The following is a 17,515-nucleotide window of genomic DNA, read 5'->3' as shown; positions in this document are numbered from 1 at the left end:
GCTCATGGGAGGGATGATGCCGATGCCGCGATCGCGAACCCGCCCGGTGACCATGGCCGATGTCGGCGCTGCTGCAGGCGTCACCGCTCGCACGGTCTCCAACGTGCTCAGCGGCAACGCCAACGTCAGACCCGAGACCCGCGATCTCGTCCTCAAGGCAGTCCGCGATCTCGGATACCAACTCAACGTCTCCGCGCGCGGACTGCGCACCGGCCAGACCGGGCTCATCACCCTCGCGATCCCGGATCTCGCGATCGAGTACTTCGGCCAGCTCGCGACGGTCATCATGTCGGAGGCCGAGCGGCACGGCTGGACCGTGATCATCCAGCAGACCGGAGCGCGCCGAGACGCCGAGATCGCCGTCCTCTCCGGCTCCAGCCGCCAGCTGTCGGACGGACTGATCTTCCAGCCTCACGCACTCGGCCCCGGAGACGAGAAAGTACTCGTCGGGGACCGCCCACTCGTTCTCCTGGGCGACAGGATCTTCGACGGCCCGGTCGATCACGTGACCATGGCGAACACAGCCGCCGCGGCCACCGCCACGCAGTACCTGATCGACCGCCAACACCGGCGCATCGCCGCGATCGGCAGCAACCCCGCCGGCGGATCCGTCAGCGCCGCAGCACTCCGCTTGGACGGATACCGCGGTGCCCTCGAGGCGAACGCGATCCCGTTCGACCCCGCCCTCGTCGCGGTCGCCACCGAGTGGCACCACGCCGACGGCGCCGTCGCGATGACGCAGCTGCTCGACTCCCGCGTCCCTCTGGACGCCGTCTTCTGCTTCAACGACACCCTGGCCTTCGGGGCACTGCACGCACTGCACGTTCGCGGCATCCGCGTACCGGAGGACATCGCCGTCGTCGGCTTCGACAACGTCACCGCCGCCGCCTACGCGATACCCGCCCTCACCACGATCGATCCCGGCAGCCGCCAGATCGCCAAGACGGCCGTCGACCTCCTCGCTCAGCGCATCCGGAACGGCCCTCCGGCGCACCCGAGCGAGATCGTCGTCGAGCACTCGCTCATCTCCCGCCGCAGCGCGTAGCACAAGCACATTCGTCAGCGACGAGCCGGTCCGCGCCCGAGAACACGTCTGGCTTTGATGGCTGCGACTTTCTCCTTCGTGCCCTCGTACCAGGGCACGGCGCGCAGCAGCGCGGCGCGGGAGCCAGTAGAGAGCATCACGGCGCGGCAACGGGGCATCGCTCCGAGCTCGTCCACGGTCAGGATCCGTTCGCGCTTCAAGGCGGTCGAGGTCGAGCGGACGCCCTTGTTATAGCTGGCGGAGGTCGTTTCGCGGTCGTAGTCACCGACGAGCTCGGAGACGTTCTGCAGGAAGTCGTTCTCCTTGACGCTGCCGAGGTAGAGGAACGCGTTCGATGCGCTCCACAGCTTCAACATGCCATCCTTGCCCCGTGCCGCTCATCCAGGCGTCGATCCTCCCGCCCGACGGCAGGCGCGCCTAGCCGCGAGGCCCGCGTCTCTGCGGGACGGAGGCGCCGTCGTCCCCGCGGCGGGACGGCGCCCGTCACTCCTGTGGTGGAAGCGCGCCCGTCACTCCTGCGCGGCCGCCGCGAGGGCGCGGTCGAGCCAGTCCGCGAGCAGCAGGCGCTCCGCGGGCGTGAGACCGGCGAGCTCCGGTGCGAGGGCCCGGACGCCGACGAGGGCGGTGAGCCGCCCGCCGTCGCCGGGGGAGGGCGGGTCGGTGAGGATCCCCGCGAGCACGCTGTCGAGCGCGGCGTCGGCGAGACCGGGGTCGCGGTCGGCGGCGGGGGTGGAGAGCAGGGTGGTGACCACGCCGGTGCCCGCCGCCTGGATGAGGTCGACGGCGCGCTCCTCCGGCACTCGGAGGCGGCCCTCGGCGGCCACGCGCTGCACGCGGGCGGCGAGGACCCGCCGCCCGGAGAGGGCGGCCGGTGATCCGGAGGCGCGACCCGGATCGCTGAGGAGGCGGAAGAGCGCGGGGTTGGCCAGGCCGAACTCCACCTGCGCGGCCCAGCCCGAGCGCAGGTCCTCGACCGGGTCGACGCCGCCGGCGACGGCCGCCTCGACCGTCCGCGCCTTGGAGTCGACCCAGGTGGCCAGCACGTGCTCCGCGACCGCCTCGAGCAGGCCGTCCTTGTCGCCGAAGAGGCGGTAGATCGCCGGGGCCTGCAGCCCGGCCGCCTGGGCGACCGCTCGCGTCGTGACGGCGGCGGGGCCGTCGTCGCGGAGGAGGCCGGCGGCTGCCTCGACGATGCGCAGGCGCGTGTCGGTCGGGGGGGTGGGACTGGTCACGTATCGACGGTAGCGCACTGTTGCTATCAGTGAAATTCCGTGGTTATCTTCCTCGTGGTATCGCTGATACCCCTCATCGGAAGGCTCTCCCCATGATCATCGTGACCGGTGCCACCGGCGCTCTGAACGGCGCCACCGTCGACCACCTCCTCGACTCCGTCCCCGCCTCCGGGATCGCCGTCGTCGCCCGCGACGCCTCGAAGGCCGCCCGCTTCGCGGAGCGCGGAGTGGAGGTGCGCGTCGGCGACTACGCCGACCCCGCCTCCCTCCCGGCCGCCTTCGACGGAGCGGATCAGCTGCTCCTCGTCTCCTCGAGCGATCCGCGGGCCGACGCCGTCGCCCTGCACCGCACCGCCGTCGAGGCGGCCGTCGCGGCCGGAGTCGGACGGGTCCTCTACACGAGCCACCAGGGCGCCGCCGCCGACACCCCCTTCGGCCCGGGCCGGGACCACGCGGCGACCGAGCGCCTGCTCGCCGAGTCCGGACTCGCCTGGACGTCGCTCCGCAACGGCTTCTACGCGCACAGCCTGGGTCTGTTCCTTGGACCGTGGCGGGAGACCGGCGTGATCGAGGTCCCCTCGGACAGTCGCGTCTCGTGGACGGCCCGCGAGGACGAGTCGGAGGCGGCCGCCCGGCTCCTCCTCTCGGGGAGCCCGCACGACGGGCCGGTCACGCTGACCGCGGCCGAGGCTCCGACGTTCGAGGAGATCGCCGGGATCGCGGCCGAGGTCGGCGGGCGGCCCGTCGAGCTGCGCGTCCTCGGCGATGACGAGTGGGTCGCCGCGCGCGTCGCGGCGGGTCAGCCCGAGTTCCTCGTGCGCTTCACCCTCGGGATGCACCGGGCGGCCGAGCGCGGCTTCTTCGCGGGCACCGGCCCCGAGCTCGGGCGCCTCCTCGGACGCGAGCCGCGCAGCGTCCGCGACCTGTTCGAAGCCGGACCGGCAGCCGTCACCGGATGACGCCGGGCGGGCCGTCCCGGGCCTGCCCGCGCGCCGCGGCACCGCGCCGTCCGCCGAGGCGCCGCCGAGGGAGCGGTGCCTCGGCGTCAGGGCGGTGTCCCGACTCCCTCCGCACGACGACGGGAGCCCGCCGCACCGGTGAGGTGCGCCGGGCTCCCGGCGAGTGCCGTGCGTCAGCCGCAGCTGCGCGCGCTGTAGGGCGCGGTGGCCGTGGCCGTGACGGTCTTGCCGCCGACCGTGGCCGTGCCGGTGACCGTCGCCTCGCCCGCGGCGAGCTGCGTCGAGCGCACCGTGAACGCGGCGGAGCCGGAGGCGCCGGGCTTCACGCCGGCGATCGTCTTCACGCCCTCGGGGGTGCTGATCGAGACGTCCATGGGCACCGTGTCGCCGTTCTTGCCGACGACCGTCAGCACGACCTTGCCGGCGACGCAGCGCGACGTGGCGGTCGCGCTCACCTTCAGCGAGGACTGCACGGTGACCGTGACCTGCACCGGCATGCGCGACGCGTCCTGCGCGACGCCCGAGACCGTGAAGGTCCCGGCCGTGGCGTAGGCGGCGGGCGCGACGGCGTCCCAGGCCACGTCGACCGTGCTGGTGGTGCCGGCGGCGGTCGTGATCGTGGCGCGGGGCAGGACCGGCGCGGCGCCGACCGTGGTCGTCGCGGTCAGCGGAGCGACCGAGGCGACGGCCAGGCCGGGGGCGTAGCCCTCGAGCACCTTCTGGTACTCGGAGCGCGTCACCGGGATGACCGTGCCGTGGCGCGGCTTGCCGCCGTCGGCGTTCTGCGGCAGGCCCGTGCGGAGCTTCGCTCCGAGCGGCTGCCAGGAGTCGCCGTTCGCGAGGTCGTCGGTGCCGAACGGGATGTAGTGGTTCGGCCCGTCGTGGTAGTTCGGCTGGTCGATGAAGAGGAACCAGTCGAGGCCGTTCACGTCGCCCTCGTTGGCGGGGAAGACGTTGGGGCCCTCACCGCTGGTGAAGGTCTTGCCGGGCTCGCCGTTGGGCAGGCCCGAGGCCACCTTCTCCTTGACCAGCGACCACTCGTCCGCCGGTCCGCCGGTGCCGGGCAGCGAGCCCGAGACGGTGGCCAGCAGGTCGGTGCTCTTCTCCTCGCGGAGGGTCATCGACGCCTCGTCCTTGGTGAAGCGGTAGTAGGTGTCGCCGTCCTTCGCGACCGTCGAGTCGATGGTGCCCTTGCCGGCGCCGCGCTTGACGTCGATCCACGGCTTCGCCTCCGAGAAGGAGGTGAAGTCCTCGGTCGTCGCGTACATCATCTGGTTGTAGGTGACGGAGGCGCGATCGGCCGTGTTCGTGGTCGGGTACATGTTCGAGGCCCAGAAGACGACGTAGGTCTGGAGCTCGTCGTCCCAGTACGCCTCGGGGGCCCAGGTGTTGCCGGCGAAGTCGGTGGAGACCTTGACGTGGCGCTGGGCGGACCAGTTCACCAGGTCGGTCGACTCCCAGACCTCGATGTACTTCGAGCCCGACTTCTGCGCGGTGTCGAAGCCGCCGGGGAGCCCGTCGATCTTCAGGTCGGTGGCGAGCATGAAGAACTTGTCGCCCTCGTGCGAGCGGATGATGAACGGGTCGCGCAGGCCCATCGTCCCCAGGTTCGAGGTGAAGACCGGCTTGCCGCCGTTCAGCGTGTTCCAGCTCAGCGCGTCGTTGCCCTTCGAGGCGGCGAGGCTGATGCGCTCGGCGCCGTCGCCCTCTCCGGTGAAGAACGCCCAGACGTACGCCTCGGTGTCGTCGGTGCCGGCGGGGAGCGGCTGCACCCGGAGGGTGAAGTCGCGGGTCCGGGTGGTGGATCCGCTGGTCGCGGTCGCGCGGACGACCACGTCGATCGCGGGGCTCCCGGTCGCGGGGCGGTCGACGTCGATGGTGCGGGTGCCGGCGGCGCTGCCGTCGCGGACGGTCGCTCCGCTCGGGCTGACGACGCTCCAGGCGATGCTCGAGCCGAGCGTGCCGGTGGTGGGCACCGAGACGTTCGTCCGGATGTCGCCGACGTTCGGGATGGCGATCGCGGCGAGGTCGCGCTGGACCTTCGTCGCGTCGTCCAGCTGCGCGGCGACGCGCACCGCGTAGTCGACCGAGCGGGTCTCGGTGCCGACCCTGTAGGTGGCGGTGAGGGTGGCGGTGGCGTCCGGCTGCCCCGCGGCGGGGCGCGTGACGGTCGCGGTGCCGCCGGTGATGGCCACGGCCGCGCTGTTCGACGTCCAGGTGATGCCGACGCCGCTGGCGGTGGTGGGCACCGTGAAGCCGGCGGTCGCCTCCGTGGGCACCGTGACCGACGCGACGGCGCGGTCGAGGGCCTGCGAGGAGTAGAGCGCCTGCACGGAGCTGCTGCTGAGGGCGCTGTCGTAGACGGCGAAGTCGTCCATCTCGCCGTTCCAGCCCGGGTCGTTGTAGGTCGAGCGCGCGATGTACGCGACGAGCGACGGGCCGAACGAGGAGACGTCGCGGGCGATCGTGCTCTGCGAGATCTGCGCGCCGTTGACGTACACGGTGAGCTTGCCGGTCGAGCCGTCGATGACGGTCGTGTAGAGCGAGAGGCCCGAGGGGGTGCGCGCGCCGACGGTCGGGGTGCCCGTCGCTCCGGCTCCGACCTCGGTGTTGTAGGGAGCGCCCGCGTTGACCGAGTTGGTGACGACCGACTTGGTGTAGCCGGAGAGGTTGCTCGGGTTGAGCAGCCAGTAGCCGGAGGAGAACGAGGCGCCGGAGGCGACGGGCGCTCCGACGAACGCGGCGGCGACGTTGCCGGTCCCGCCCTTGTGGGCGAGCCAGGTCGAGAAGGTCAGGTCCTTCTTGCCGACGAGGCCGGCGGTGGGGATCTCGAGGTAGGGGGCGGCCGCGGCGGATCCGCCGGGGAGGCTGATGAGCCCGTTGCGGAACTGGGCCCCGGAGCCGCGCAGCGTCGCGCTGTAGCCGTTGCCGCTGGTGTCGGCGACCGTGGTGCCGGTGGGGGCGGTGTCGAACGTGTAGTGGAGGAGCGGGGTCTCGGTGGCTCCGAAGGCGGAGCTGGGGACCGTGGCGCCGAGCAGCGCCGTGGCGGCGACGGTCGCGACCGCCAGAGCGGTCCTCACCGCCGATCGTGATCGTCTCATGCAGATAGGCCCTCGTGATCGGGTGCGGCGTCGAGGCACGATCCGCAGGGCCGCGGAGGTGTGCGTCTTCGCACGGGATGTGAAAGTGAACATCCTAGATCGCGGTACCGGATCCTGACCAGACCCCGGGAGAGGTCTGCGGGCTCGTGCAGAACGCCCGCCGAGAGCGCGATCCCTCGCCCGCCGACGCACGGGCCCTCCTCTCCGCCGACGTTCTGCAGGAGCCGGCCGGGTGGCACGATGTCCGCATGGCCTCCGACCGCCCCGTCCTGCTCGTCGTCGACGTCGCCGACGGCGGCCGCGAGGATCCCGAGTTCGAGATCGAGCTGCAGCTGCTGACCGCGAGCGTCGTCACGGCCGCCACCGCCGCGGGCTTCGTGGTCGACCGCGTCCCTGCCGAGCAGGCCGGCGCCGCCGAGCTCGAGCGCCGGCTCGCCGCCGCCGACGCCGTCGTGGTCACCGGAGGGGAGGACGTCGACCCGTCCCTCTACGGCGGCCGGCCCGACGACCCGCACCGAGGCCAGTCCTTCCCCGCGGCCGACCGCGCGCAGATCGCGCTCGTCCGCCGTGCCGTCGAGACGCGGACCCCGCTGGTCGGGATCTGCCGCGGGATGCAGCTGGTCAACGTCGCCCTCGGCGGCGACCTCGTGCAGCACCTGCCCGGCGCGGGTCACGTCGGCCGGTCGGTCCCCGGCGAGCACCTGTCGGGGATGGTCGACCACCGCGTGGTGCTCGAGCCGGGCAGCGCCCTCGCCGGCATCCTCGGCGCCGCGGAGCTCGACGTCCGCAGCTCCCACCACCAGGCCGTCGACCGTCCGGGCGAGGGCCTCGTCGTGGTCGGCCGCGCCGACGACGGCACCGTCGAGGCCCTCGAGCACGAGTCCGCGCCGCTCTGGTGCGTGCAGTGGCACCCGGAGGACGCGGGCTCGCGAGGCACCGTGCTCACGGACCTGCTCGAGGCGGCGCTCGCCGCGACCGCTACTTGATCGACCCGCGCATCACTCCGCTGACCACCCAGCGCTGCGCGAAGAGGTACACGATCAGCAGCGGCGCCATCGCCATCAGGTAGGACGCGAAGGCGACGGTGTAGTTCGTGTTGAACTGCCCCTGGAAGACGTACTCGGCCAGCGGCAGGGTGCGGGCGGACGGGTCCGAGAGCACCACGAGCGGCAGGATGAAGTCGTTCCACGCCCACACGCAGGTCAGGATCCCGACGGTCGCGTTCATCGGGCCGAGCAGCGGGAAGATCACCTGCCAGTAGGTCCGCCAGGTCGAGGCGCCGTCGGTGCGCGCCGCCTCCTCGAGCTCGATGGGGATCGAGCGGATGAAGGCGGTGTAGATGAACGTGTTGATCGAGAGCCCGAACACGGCGTAGAGCAGGATCAGCCCGGCCTGGTTGTCCAGGCCCAGCAGGGCCGTCTCCTTCACCACCGGCAGCATGATGATCGGGAACGGCACGAAGACCGCGGCGAGCAGGTAGAAGTAGACGCCCTTGAAGAACGGCCTGTGCATGTTCCGGGCGACCGCGTAGGCGACCATCGAGTTCGAGAACAGCGTCAGCACGACGGCTCCGACCGTGATCAGCGCGGTGTTCACGAAGGCCTGCGGGAAGCGGGTCGCCGTCCACGCCTCGGCGAAGTTGCCCCACGAGATCGAGGTCGGCAGCTCGAACCCGGTGCCGCCGAGCTGGTCGGGCGTCTTCAGCGCGGTCACGACGGCGAAGTAGAGCGGCAGGAGGATCGTCAGCGAGCAGACCGCGATGAGCGCGGTCGCCCACCAGTTGATCCGGTAGGTGTCGCGGGAGGGCCGGCGCCGCCCCTCGGGCTCGCCGAGGGCGATGGCGGTCGTGGGGGTGATGGTCGATGTCATCAGAACGACGCCTCTCTGCGGCTGAGGACTCGGAACTGGATCAGCGAGACCACGATGATGATGAGGAAGTAGAGGACGGCGTTGGCCGTCTGATAGGCGTACTCGCCGCCCTGGAAGCCGCCGCGGTAGATCAGCAGCGTGATCGACTCCGTCGAGGTGCCGGGACCGCCGTTGGTGAGGGCGATGATGTGGTCGAACACCTGGAGGAAGTTCTTCATCGAGATGACCATGTTGATCGTGAAGAAGGAGGCGATCAGCGGGAACGTGATCGAGGTGAACTGCCGCCACCTCCCCGCTCCGTCGAGCGAGGTCGCCTCGTAGAGCTCGCCCGGGATGGTCTGGAGTCCGGCGAGGTAGATGATGATCGAGAAGGCCGAGGCCTGCCAGACCGCCAGCACCACGATCGCCACCCACGCCCAGTCGGCGTTCGCGAGGATGTTCTCGCCGATCACCGGGATCGCGCCGAGGATCTGCGGCAGCGAGTTCGCGAAGAGGTACTGGAACACGTAGCCGATGACCAGGGTCGAGAGCACGTAGGGGATGAAGTAGATCCCGCGGAACGCCGTCTGGAACTTGATCCGCGCGTTGAGGGCGACGGCGATGGCGAGCGAGATCACGTTCACGAGCACGGTCGCCACGATCGCGAAGCCGAAGGTGAACCCGTAGGCCTTCCAGACGCGGTCGTCCTGGAGGAGCGCGAGGTAGTTCGAGGCGCCGATCAGGTCCCAGGAGCCGTAGCCCGCGTAATCCGTGAAGCTGAAGAATATTCCGGTGAGGACCGGGACCGTGTGGAGCACGAAGAAGAGCAGGACGGCGGGGACCGTCATCCAGTAGAAGGTCTTCGAGGTGCGCCCGATGGTGCGCTTGCGGCGCGCGGGCGGCGGAGGAGTGGTCGCCACCGCCTGCGCGGCGGCCGTCGTGGTCGTGGTCATGGGGTCACTTCCTGGTCGTGCGTGCCGCGACTTTGCGCCACTCACTGTCGAGGGTCCGGAGCGCCGCGTCGGCGTCCCCGCTGGCGAGGAACGCCTGGAGCGTGGGGTTGAGCGGGATGCTCGCGGGGATCTGGTGGTCGACGAAGCCGATCAGCCGTCCCTGCTCGAAGTAGGGCTGCAGCTCGGCCAGCGTGGGGTCCGAGTTGGGTGCGGCGCCGACCAGCGGTGAGAAGGCGGCCTGGCTCGCGACGTAGGGCTCGACGACTCCGGGGGTCAGCAGGAAGTCGACGAAGCGGCGGGCCGCGTCGAGCTTCGGAGTGCCGCGGCCGATGGCGACGGCCACGTCGACGCCCGAGGTGACCCGCGTGTCCGCCGGGTCGTCGAGCACCGGGTAGGGGAAGACGCCGAGGTCGATGTCCGGGTTGTTCGTGCGCACCGGGTTGATCGCCCAGATGCCCTGCGGGTACATGGCCGCCTCACCCGCGGCGAAGGCCTGGTTGCCGTCGTCGTAGCCGCGGCCGAACGAGCCCTCCTGCGTGTACGAGAAGAGCTGCCCGAGCCGCTCCATCGTCGTCGCGTAGTCCTTCGAGAACGAGACGGGGGAGTCGGGGCCGAGCGCCGCTCCCTCCTCGCGCATCGCGTCGAAGAAGCCGTCCGGTTGCAGCTGCCCGCCGAGCGCGTTGAAGGCGGGGGCGCCGGTCCAGTTGTCGAGCAGGGCGCCGTAGAAGGGAGTGATCCCGGCGGCGGTGAGCGTCTCGCAGACGGCGATCAGCTCGTCCCAGGTGGTCGGCACCTCGATCCCGTTCTCGGCGAAGATCGTGCGGTTGTAGAGGATCCCGTCCGCGTTGTTCGCGAAGGCGAGCGCGTTCACCTCCTTCCCCTCGAAGCTGCCGAGGGCGGCGAGGATGTCGAGGGCCGCCGGGTTCACCCGCTCGACCAGCTCGTCGCCGGTGAAGTCGTGGAACACGCCGGCCTTCGCGAGGTCGGCGTAGTAGCCGCTGCCGTTCAGGGTCAGCACGTCCGGCACCTTGTCCTTGACGAGCAGAGTGCGGATGGCCGTGTCGGGGTCGGGCACGTTGTTGGCGATGACCCGGATGTCCGGGTTGGCCGCCTCGAACTCGCGGATGATCCGCGCGAAGTCCTCCACCGCCTCCGCCTTGAACTGGAAGAAGTCGAGCGTGGTCACTCCGTCGCCGGCGCCGGAGGAGGCGCAGGAGGCGAGGGCGGCGGCGGACGCCGCGGCGAGCGGCACCGAGAGGAACAGCCGCCGGGAGAACCCGGGGGGATGCGGATGAGCGGACATGCGGCGCCTCCTTGCGCGTGGGGACAGGTCTCAGGGCGCGCTCGACCGCGGAGGGCGGTGCGAGAGCAGGTGCGGCGGCCGTGGAGCGGGTCGGCTCCGGAGCCGGGAGGGCGGGTCAGAGGGCGATGAGCACGAGCACGACGAGCTGCTCCGGATCGAGGACGGGGGCCTGGAGCCCGACGGTGCCCAGCACACGGCCGCGGAGCGCGGTCCCGTGCTCGGCCCAGCCGAGCGGCGACTGCCCGGGGCCGCCGAGCGGCGACGTGACCGGGGCGAGCGCCACGGAGTAGGTGCGCTCCGGGTCCAGGCCCGGGAGCGTGATCCGTCCGGGCGGGTAGGTCTCGCCGGTGTGCAGCTGGGTGAAGGTGAAGAGGGCGGCGGAGCGGTCGGCGGCGACGACTCCGGAGAGCGAGGCGGCGTCGTCGGCGAGGTCGGCGCGCACGACCGTCCCGGTGTGCAGCAGCGCCCGGTGCTCGCGGTGGAAGGCGACCCAGGCGGTCAGCTCCTCCTCGACGGCGGGGGCGAGATCCGAGACGTCCCACTCGATGCCGAGGTGGCCGGGCAGCGCGGTGCCGGCGCGGAAGGCGAGCGAGTGGGTGCGCTGCGTCGAGTGCGACCGCGGCCCTCCGATGTGCTGCCCCATCAGCTCGGGCGGCACCACCAGCTGGGTGAAGGGCTGGATGGTCTGCCGCTCGAGCGGGTCGATGCAGTCGCTCGTCCAGATGCGATCGGTGCGGGCGAGGATCCCGAGGTCGACGCGGGCGCCCCCGGAGGCGCACGACTCGATCTCGACGCCGGGATGCCGGGAGCGCAGCTCGTCGAGCAGGCGGTAGAGCGCGAGCACGTTCTCGTGGACGGCGGAGCGGCCGGTGGCGGGCGAGACCGCCTCGATCACGTCGCGGTTGTGGTCCCACTTGAGGTACGCGATCGGGTACTCGGTCAGCAGCACGTCGAGGGCGCCGAGCACGTGCTCGAACGCGCCGCGCTGCGAGAGGTCGAGCACCTGCTGCTGCCGCCCCGAGGCCGGGAGGTGGCCGGCCGGGCCGAGGATCCACTCCGGGTGCGCGCGGGCCAGGTCGGAGTCGGGGCTGATCATCTCGGGCTCCACCCAGAGTCCGAACTGCATGCCCAGGCCGGTGACGACGTCCGTCAGCGGGGTGAGGCCCTCCGGCCAGACCGCGGGATCGACGGTCCAGTCGCCGAGCGCGGCGGTGTCGTCGCGGCGGCCGAGGAACCAGCCGTCGTCGAGCACGAAGCGCTCGACCCCGATCCGCGCGGCCCGCTCGGCGAGGGCGGTGAGGCGAGCGAGGTCGTGGTCGAAGTAGACGGCCTCCCAGGTGTTGAGGGTGACGGGCCGCGGAGCGACGGGGTGCTGCGGGCGGGCGCGGAGCGACGCGTGGAACCGGGCCTGCAGAGCGCTGAGCCCGTCGCCCCAGGAGCCGTAGGCGACCGGGGTCTCGTAGCTCTCGCCCTGCGCGAGCTCGATCTCGGCGGGCCGCAGCAGCTCGCCGGCCGCGAGGAGCGAGACGCCCTCGACGGTGCGCTCGGCGCGGAGCGAGCTGTCGCCGCTCCAGCCGAGGTGGACGCCGTGCACGAGCCCGCGCTCCCAGCCGAAGCCGGGCGTGCCCACGGCGAGGAGGAGGGTCGCGTCGGCGCCGGGGCGGCCGCGGCGGGTGCGGCGGGTGTGCTCGCCGATGGTCAGCGGGCGGCGCTGGGGGTGGCGCTCGCGGAGGTGGTGCCCGGTGGTGTCGAGGATCTCGCGCGCGGTCGCGGGGAGCGGGAAGCCGAGCTCGAAGCGCTCGAGGCGGAACGGGCGGGCGTCGAGGTTCTCGACCCGGGCGCGCTGGGTGAGCAGGCCGGCCGCGTCGACCTCGAGGTCCACGGTCAGGCGCACGCCCGCGCCGGTGGCGACGGTCCGGAGGGCGGAGCCGAGCGCCTCGATGCTCTCGACCTCGAACCGCTCCGACGCGGCCGCGCGCTCGTGGGTGCCCTCGAAGGTGGGGGCGTGCTGCCAGCCGTCGGCCTCGACGGCGACCAGGCCGAACGGTGCGAAGGCGTCGAGTCCGCCCGAGACGCGCTGGGGGAGGGCGGCGTCGGCGAGGGCGGATAGTTCGGCGGCGGAAAGATCTCCGAGTGCGGCGCCCCAGTGCACGATCGTGGGGAAGGTGACGAGGCGGGCGTCGACGATGACGCTGGTGCCCCCGTCCTGCAGGTGGAAGAGGCGCGATTCCCGGCCGGAGAGGGTCACGGAGTCGTTCGTGGGGGCGATGCTGCGGTGCATGGCTTATTTCTAGAGCAGAAGTAATAGGGGTGTCAAGAGCGGCGCGAGTGGCCGGATCCGTTCCTGGTGCGGCGCAGTGCCGGTAGCTTTCTACCAGGCCGGAAAGAAGGAGCCCCGTGACCGACACCATCGTCGCCGAGGACGCCTCCGGGAGCTCCTCCGAGCTCCTGGCGCGCGAGGTCCTGATCCACGGTCCCGTCTCGCGGGCCGAGCTCGGCCGCCGCCTCGGCCTCTCGCCCGCCAGCCTGACCCGGCTCGCGCGCCCGTTCCTCGACGGCGGCCTGGTCGTCGAGGGCCCCGAGCAGAGCACCGGAGTCGGCCGCCCCGCCCGGCCGCTCGACATCCGCGCCGACGCGCTGAGCTTCGCGGGCGTGAAGATCACCGGCACCGAGGTCCTCGCCGTCCGCACCGACCTGCGCGCGCGCACCGAGCGGGAGCTGGTCCGCCCGCTGCCGGGCACGGAGCCCGCCGACGTGATCGCCGCGATCGTCTCGGTCGTCGACGAGCTCGGCGGCCCCTCCGCCTTCGCCGGTCTGGGCGTGACGCTCGGCGGGAGCATCGCCGCCGACGGCCGGGTGAGCCGCGCGCCGTTCCTCGGCTGGCGCGACGTCGACCTCGCCGCTCCGCTCTCCGCTGCCCTCGGGCTGCCGGTCGCCCTCGAGAACGACGTGGTCGCGCTCACGGGAGCCGAGCACTGGTTCGGGCGAGGCCGCGGCATCCCGCACTTCGCGGTGCTCACCGTCGGCGCGGGCGTGGGCTACGGACTGGTGGTGCACGACCGGGTGGTCGCGCCCCCGGAGGCGGGGCTCGGCCTGGGCGGCCACTACCCGCTGGATCCCACCGGGCCCGTCTGCGAGGCCGGCCACCGCGGCTGCTCGACCGCGATGCTCAGCCTGCCCTCGCTCCTCCGCCAGCTCTTCGTCGCCACCGGCCGCGAGCTGACCCTGGCCGAGGGCTTCGCCGCCGCTCGCGCGGGCGACCCCGGTGCCGAGCGCATCCTCGCCGACTCCGCCCGCGCGCTCGGGACGATGATCGCCGCGATCGGCAACCTCTCGATGTCCGGCACGGTGATCCTGGCCGGGGAGGGCGTCGCCCTCTACACGGAGCAGGCCGCGGTGGTGGACGCCGCGATCGCGGCCACGCGCGACCCGGACGCTCCGCCCCTGGCGCTGCTCGTCGACGACGGCGGGCTCGTGGAGTGGGCGCGCGGCGCGGCGGCCGTCGCGATCCAGCGGCTGCTGCCGCGGATCGCGCTCGGGACGCTGGGGTAGCGGGGCTCTGCGGCGCGCGGGCGCTCGGGGTGCCGGGCTGGCGCTCGGGGTGCCGGGCTCGCGGGTCCCCGCGCCCAGTGGGCCGTCGGCACGCTCGCCCGGCGGGTCTCAGCGCCGCGGAGGCTCGGGATGTCGGCCCGGCGGGTGTCCGCTCCGGGCGGGTACCGGGACGCCGGCCTCGCGGGCTAGACGCCGAGCGCCGAGCCGGGCAGGTCGCTCTGCAGGCCGTCGACGATCCGGCCGAACGCCGCGATCGCCTGGTCGTCGCCGAGACGGCCGGAGTCGACTCCTCCGGCGATGCGCAGGACCTCGGCCCGGCGCTCCGCCCGCTCCACCGCGTCGAGCCCGGAGGCCCCGATCGCTGCGGATGCGCGCACTCGCGCGACGATCGTGCCGACGTGCCATCTGCCGCGTGCCATCTGTCTCCTCCTGAAATCCCCGCCTCTCTTCGGAGCGGGCGCACACCCGGATGGGTGCGCGTCCCCGCGTCCTCACCCCCTGTCGCTCCGGCGATGCGTCACGAACGGTCGTCATCCGCCCGCCGTGGCGACCGTTCGGGACGCATCGATCGAGCTGGGGAGGCGGAGCGCCCGCTCGCGGAGAGGGGTCCGGGGCGCCAGACTGACGGCGAGCGGAGGGAGGCACGATGCGACGCCTCCGCGCCCTCGCCGCCGGGCTGCTCCTCCTGCCCGCCCTCGCGGCCTGCGCGCCGGCAGGCGCGACAGGCGCCCCGAGCGGCACCGCGGCGGCCACCGCGGCTGCGACCACCGCCACCCCGTCTCAGGCCACCCCCGACCCGGCCCGCTCCTCCGCCGCGTCCGCCCCGGCTCCCGGGGTCACCGTCTCCGTCCAGCAGAACCGCTCCGACATCGCCGGCGGCACCATGGCCTTCGAGGTCCACAACGGCAGCGGCGCCCCGATCGAGGTCACCGCGGCCCGCCTCGTGGACCCGCGCCTCGCCGTCCCGCTCACCTGGACCGGCGGCACGGGCGTCCCCGACGGGACCTCGCGAGACCTCCGCGTCGACGTGCCCGAGCCCGCCTGCCCGGCCGCGGAGGCGCCCGCTGCGCTCGAGGTCGTCCTCGCCATCGACGGCCACGGCGAGCACGCGTACCCCGCCGACGACCCGTTCTCGTTCGTCGACGCTCTCGCCCGGTCCGGCTGCTTCGCCCGCACCGTCGACGCCGACCTCGCCCTGCGGATCGACACGTCCGGAGGCGCCGCGCACGAGCCGGCGCGCCTCACGATCACCGCCGACGTCCGCGGCGCCCCGATCGTGCTCCGCAGCGTCGACGCCACGATCCTCCTGCAGCCGCCCGACGCCGCCGACGCCTGGACCCTCGACCGCTCCGTGCCCGCCGGAACCCTCGACTCCGTGGTCCTGGACGCCGTCCCCACCCGCTGCGACACCCACGCGCTCGCCGAGGACAAGGTCGGCACGCGCCTGCCGGTCACCGTCGAGACCGCGGGCCGGCAGGGCACCGTCGTCGTCGCCGCGACCCCCGAGCAGAAGGGCGAGCTCTACGCGTTCATCACCGCGTACTGCGCGTCCTGAGCAGGGGTGGCGGGCGGTCCGGGGACGCGGACGTCGGCGCCGCGGACGCGTCTCGCCGTCCACCTCGGCCGTCACTCGCCGCCGCTCGCCCGCATCGGCAGGTTGCGCCGTCGGCCGCGCCGAGCCGGTCCCGCCCGCTGTGGGACGAGCCCGGCCTGCCCCGCCCGCCGTGGGACGAGCCCGGCTTGCGCCGCCCGGTGGCTCGGCTCAGCCCGTTCGACTCAGCTCAGCCCGGTCCAGCCAGCGCCCCGCTCCGCTGTGCGCGCCCCAGCCGCGCCCGTCCGCTTCACGCCGGCGCCGTGCTCAGCGCCTGCAGCCCCGTCACCCGCAGCAGGTCGAGCCGCGCCTCGTCCTCGCTGCCCGGCGCCACCGTGTAGACGACGATCCGCAGGTCGGTGCCCGGAGCCGTGAGCACGTCGCAGTCGATCGTGATCGGTCCGACGGGCGTCCGCGTCACCGTCTTCCGGCTCGCGCGGTGTTCGGCGATGCGCGCCTCCGCCCAGCGCCGCTCGAACTCGGGCGACTCCTCCCGCAGCCGGGCGACGAGGGCGGCGAGCGCCGGATCGCGCGGGTAGCGCCCGGTCGCCGCGCGCAGGTCGGCCGCGAGGTCGCTCGCGAAGTCCTCCTCGTGCTGCGCGTCGAACTCGGTGCCCGCGTGTCCGGAGGTGAAGTGCCGCCAGACGAGGTTCCGCTCCAGCCCGGTGTACACCGAGGGGTCGCCGTTCAAGGCGGCCCAGAGCGGGTTCCACAGCAGGATGTCGTGGGCCGCCGTGAACACCGCGAGCGGCACGTCGCCCAGGCGGTCGACGATCCGCTGCACGCCCGGGCTCACGTGCTGCGGCACGACGCCCGGCGAGGGGACGGCGGCACCGGCGACCCGGTAGAGGTGGTCGCGCTCGCTGTCCGTGAGCCGGAGCGCCACCGCGAGCGAGCGGAGCATCGACGGCGACGGGTTCCGCGCGCGTCCCTGCTCGAGCCGCACCAGGTAGTCGACGCTCACTCCCGAGAGCGCCGCCAGCTCCTCGCGCCGCAGGCCCGTGGCGCGGCGGCCCGAGCCCGCGGGCAGGCCGACGTCGGCGGGACGGATGCGGTCGCGCCACGAGCGCAGCACCGTGGCGAACTCCTCCATGCCGCCCATCCTCCTCCGCCCGCCGTCGCCGAGCCAGGTACTGCCGGTCCCCCCGTCGAGCGCGGCCTGGTCGAGGCCCGACCACCCGCGCAGGATGGGCGCATGACCACGACACTCATCACCGGAGCGAACCGCTCCCTCGGCCTCGAGACCGCCCGCCGACTCCTCGAGGCGGGCCACACCGTCTACGCCGGCATGCGCGACACCGCCGACGGCGACGCCGCCCGCGCGCTCGGCGCCCACCCCGTCCGCCTCGACGTCACCGATCAGGCGAGCGTCGACTCCGCGATCGCCTCCCTGCCCGGGCTCGACGTGCTCGTCAACAACGCCGGCGTGCTCGGCACCTCGTTCGGCGTCGACGACCTCACCCCGGAGGCGATGGCGGGCGTCCTCGAGACGAACGTCATCGGCATCCTGCGCGTCACGCAGGCCGCGCTCCCGCTGCTGCGGGCCTCCGCGGCCCCGGTCGTCGTGAACGTGGCGTCCGGAGTCGGCTGGCCGCGCTGGCTGAGCACCGAGGGCCACGACGAGTTCCCCGTCACCGCGATCCCTTACGCGGCGTCGAAGGCGGCGGTCGTCGCGCTCACCGTGCAGTACGCGAAGAACCTGCCGGCGATGCGGATCAACGCGAGCGACCCCGGCTACACCGCGACCGACTTCAACGGACACGGCGGGCACCAGACCGTCACCGAGGGCACGGACGCGACCGTCGCGCTCGCCCTGCTCGGCTCCGACGGGCCGACGGGCGGCACGCGCCTGCCGGTCACCGTCGAGACCGCGGGCCGGCAGGGCACCGTCGTCGTCGCCGCGACCCCCGAGCACGTGCTGAGCAGTTACG

14 protein-coding genes and 1 pseudogene are annotated in these 17,515 nt (G+C 73.1%); 6 read left to right on the top strand and 9 right to left on the bottom strand.

The features are described 5' to 3' along the window. Positions 1–22: 22 nt before the first annotated feature. The gene (locus tag C5B98_RS07280; protein WP_104224058.1) at positions 23–1,045 is read left to right on the top strand and encodes a LacI family DNA-binding transcriptional regulator; all 1,023 of its coding nucleotides are present in this window, start codon (positions 23–25) and stop codon (positions 1,043–1,045) included. Between the two features lie 14 nt (positions 1,046–1,059). On the opposite strand, the gene C5B98_RS07275 is transcribed toward C5B98_RS07280, so the two are convergent. Both C5B98_RS07275 and C5B98_RS07270 read right to left on the bottom strand, forming a co-directional pair. Beyond that, entirely contained in the window at positions 1,060–1,401 is a 342-nt protein-coding gene (locus C5B98_RS07275; protein ID WP_104327546.1) for a TraM recognition domain-containing protein, read from the bottom strand. A 153-nt stretch (positions 1,402–1,554) separates the two neighbouring features. Further along, positions 1,555–2,277, bottom strand: a complete 723-nt coding sequence (locus tag C5B98_RS07270; RefSeq protein WP_104327545.1) for a TetR/AcrR family transcriptional regulator — start codon at positions 2,275–2,277, stop codon at positions 1,555–1,557. Between the two features lie 92 nt (positions 2,278–2,369). On the opposite strand from C5B98_RS07270, the gene C5B98_RS07265 reads away from it, so the two are divergent. Beyond that, positions 2,370–3,236, top strand: a complete 867-nt coding sequence (locus C5B98_RS07265) for an NAD(P)H-binding protein (RefSeq protein ID WP_104327544.1) — start codon at positions 2,370–2,372, stop codon at positions 3,234–3,236. 173 nt (positions 3,237–3,409) lie between these two features. On the opposite strand, the gene C5B98_RS07260 is transcribed toward C5B98_RS07265, so the two are convergent. Then, on the bottom strand, positions 3,410–6,316 hold the full coding sequence (locus tag C5B98_RS07260; RefSeq protein WP_181065478.1) for an immunoglobulin-like domain-containing protein: 2,907 nt from the start codon (positions 6,314–6,316) through the stop codon (positions 3,410–3,412). A gap of 269 nt (positions 6,317–6,585) precedes the next feature. Between C5B98_RS07260 and C5B98_RS07255 the strand changes: the two genes are divergently transcribed. Beyond that, on the top strand, positions 6,586–7,323 hold the full coding sequence (locus C5B98_RS07255; protein WP_146076900.1) for a gamma-glutamyl-gamma-aminobutyrate hydrolase family protein: 738 nt from the start codon (positions 6,586–6,588) through the stop codon (positions 7,321–7,323). Here C5B98_RS07255 and C5B98_RS07250 read toward each other — a convergent pair. The 4 genes from C5B98_RS07250 to C5B98_RS07235 all read right to left on the bottom strand — a co-directional run bounded on the left by C5B98_RS07250 (position 7,316) and on the right by C5B98_RS07235 (position 12,722). Beyond that, positions 7,316–8,206, bottom strand: a complete 891-nt coding sequence (locus C5B98_RS07250; RefSeq protein WP_347877594.1) for a carbohydrate ABC transporter permease — start codon at positions 8,204–8,206, stop codon at positions 7,316–7,318. The two genes, C5B98_RS07255 and C5B98_RS07250, sit on opposite strands and share 8 nt — an antisense overlap. Further along, the gene (locus C5B98_RS07245) at positions 8,206–9,138 is read right to left on the bottom strand and encodes a carbohydrate ABC transporter permease (protein ID WP_104225874.1); all 933 of its coding nucleotides are present in this window, start codon (positions 9,136–9,138) and stop codon (positions 8,206–8,208) included. The genes C5B98_RS07250 and C5B98_RS07245 overlap by 1 nt, the downstream gene beginning before the upstream one ends. 4 nt (positions 9,139–9,142) lie before the next feature. Continuing rightward, positions 9,143–10,441: an ABC transporter substrate-binding protein gene (locus C5B98_RS07240; protein WP_104257458.1), complete on the bottom strand. Its 1,299-nt coding sequence runs from the start codon at positions 10,439–10,441 to the stop codon at positions 9,143–9,145. 115 nt (positions 10,442–10,556) lie between these two features. Further along, positions 10,557–12,722: an alpha-galactosidase gene (locus C5B98_RS07235; RefSeq protein ID WP_104327542.1), complete on the bottom strand. Its 2,166-nt coding sequence runs from the start codon at positions 12,720–12,722 to the stop codon at positions 10,557–10,559. Between the two features lie 116 nt (positions 12,723–12,838). Between C5B98_RS07235 and C5B98_RS07230 the strand changes: the two genes are divergently transcribed. After that, complete coding sequence (locus C5B98_RS07230; protein ID WP_104227467.1) at positions 12,839–13,993, top strand: ROK family transcriptional regulator; 1,155 nt, start codon at positions 12,839–12,841, stop codon at positions 13,991–13,993. A gap of 185 nt (positions 13,994–14,178) precedes the next feature. Here the strand turns inward: C5B98_RS07230 and C5B98_RS07225 are convergent, their stop codons facing one another. Further along, on the bottom strand, positions 14,179–14,412 hold the full coding sequence (locus C5B98_RS07225; RefSeq protein WP_104232900.1) for a hypothetical protein: 234 nt from the start codon (positions 14,410–14,412) through the stop codon (positions 14,179–14,181). Between the two features lie 227 nt (positions 14,413–14,639). Here C5B98_RS07225 and C5B98_RS07220 point away from each other — a divergent pair, with 227 nt between their 5' ends. Next, the gene (locus C5B98_RS07220) at positions 14,640–15,548 is read left to right on the top strand and encodes a hypothetical protein (protein WP_104327541.1); all 909 of its coding nucleotides are present in this window, start codon (positions 14,640–14,642) and stop codon (positions 15,546–15,548) included. Positions 15,549–15,834: 286 nt separating this feature from the next. On the opposite strand, the gene C5B98_RS07215 is transcribed toward C5B98_RS07220, so the two are convergent. Beyond that, positions 15,835–16,677, bottom strand: coding sequence for a helix-turn-helix transcriptional regulator (locus C5B98_RS07215; protein WP_104248302.1), 843 nt, complete (start codon positions 16,675–16,677; stop codon positions 15,835–15,837). A 102-nt stretch (positions 16,678–16,779) separates the two neighbouring features. Between C5B98_RS07215 and C5B98_RS07210 the strand changes: the two are divergent. Continuing rightward, a pseudogene (locus tag C5B98_RS07210) lies at positions 16,780–17,424 on the top strand (SDR family NAD(P)-dependent oxidoreductase); the annotation flags it as partial. Positions 17,425–17,515: the final 91 nt, after the last annotated feature.

The organism is Rathayibacter sp. AY1A5 (genome assembly GCF_002930875.1).
Classification (GTDB): Bacteria; Actinomycetota; Actinomycetes; order Actinomycetales; family Microbacteriaceae; genus Rathayibacter.
The sequence above is the reverse complement of the archived record's forward strand: the minus strand, read 5'-3'. Positions and strand labels throughout refer to the sequence as shown.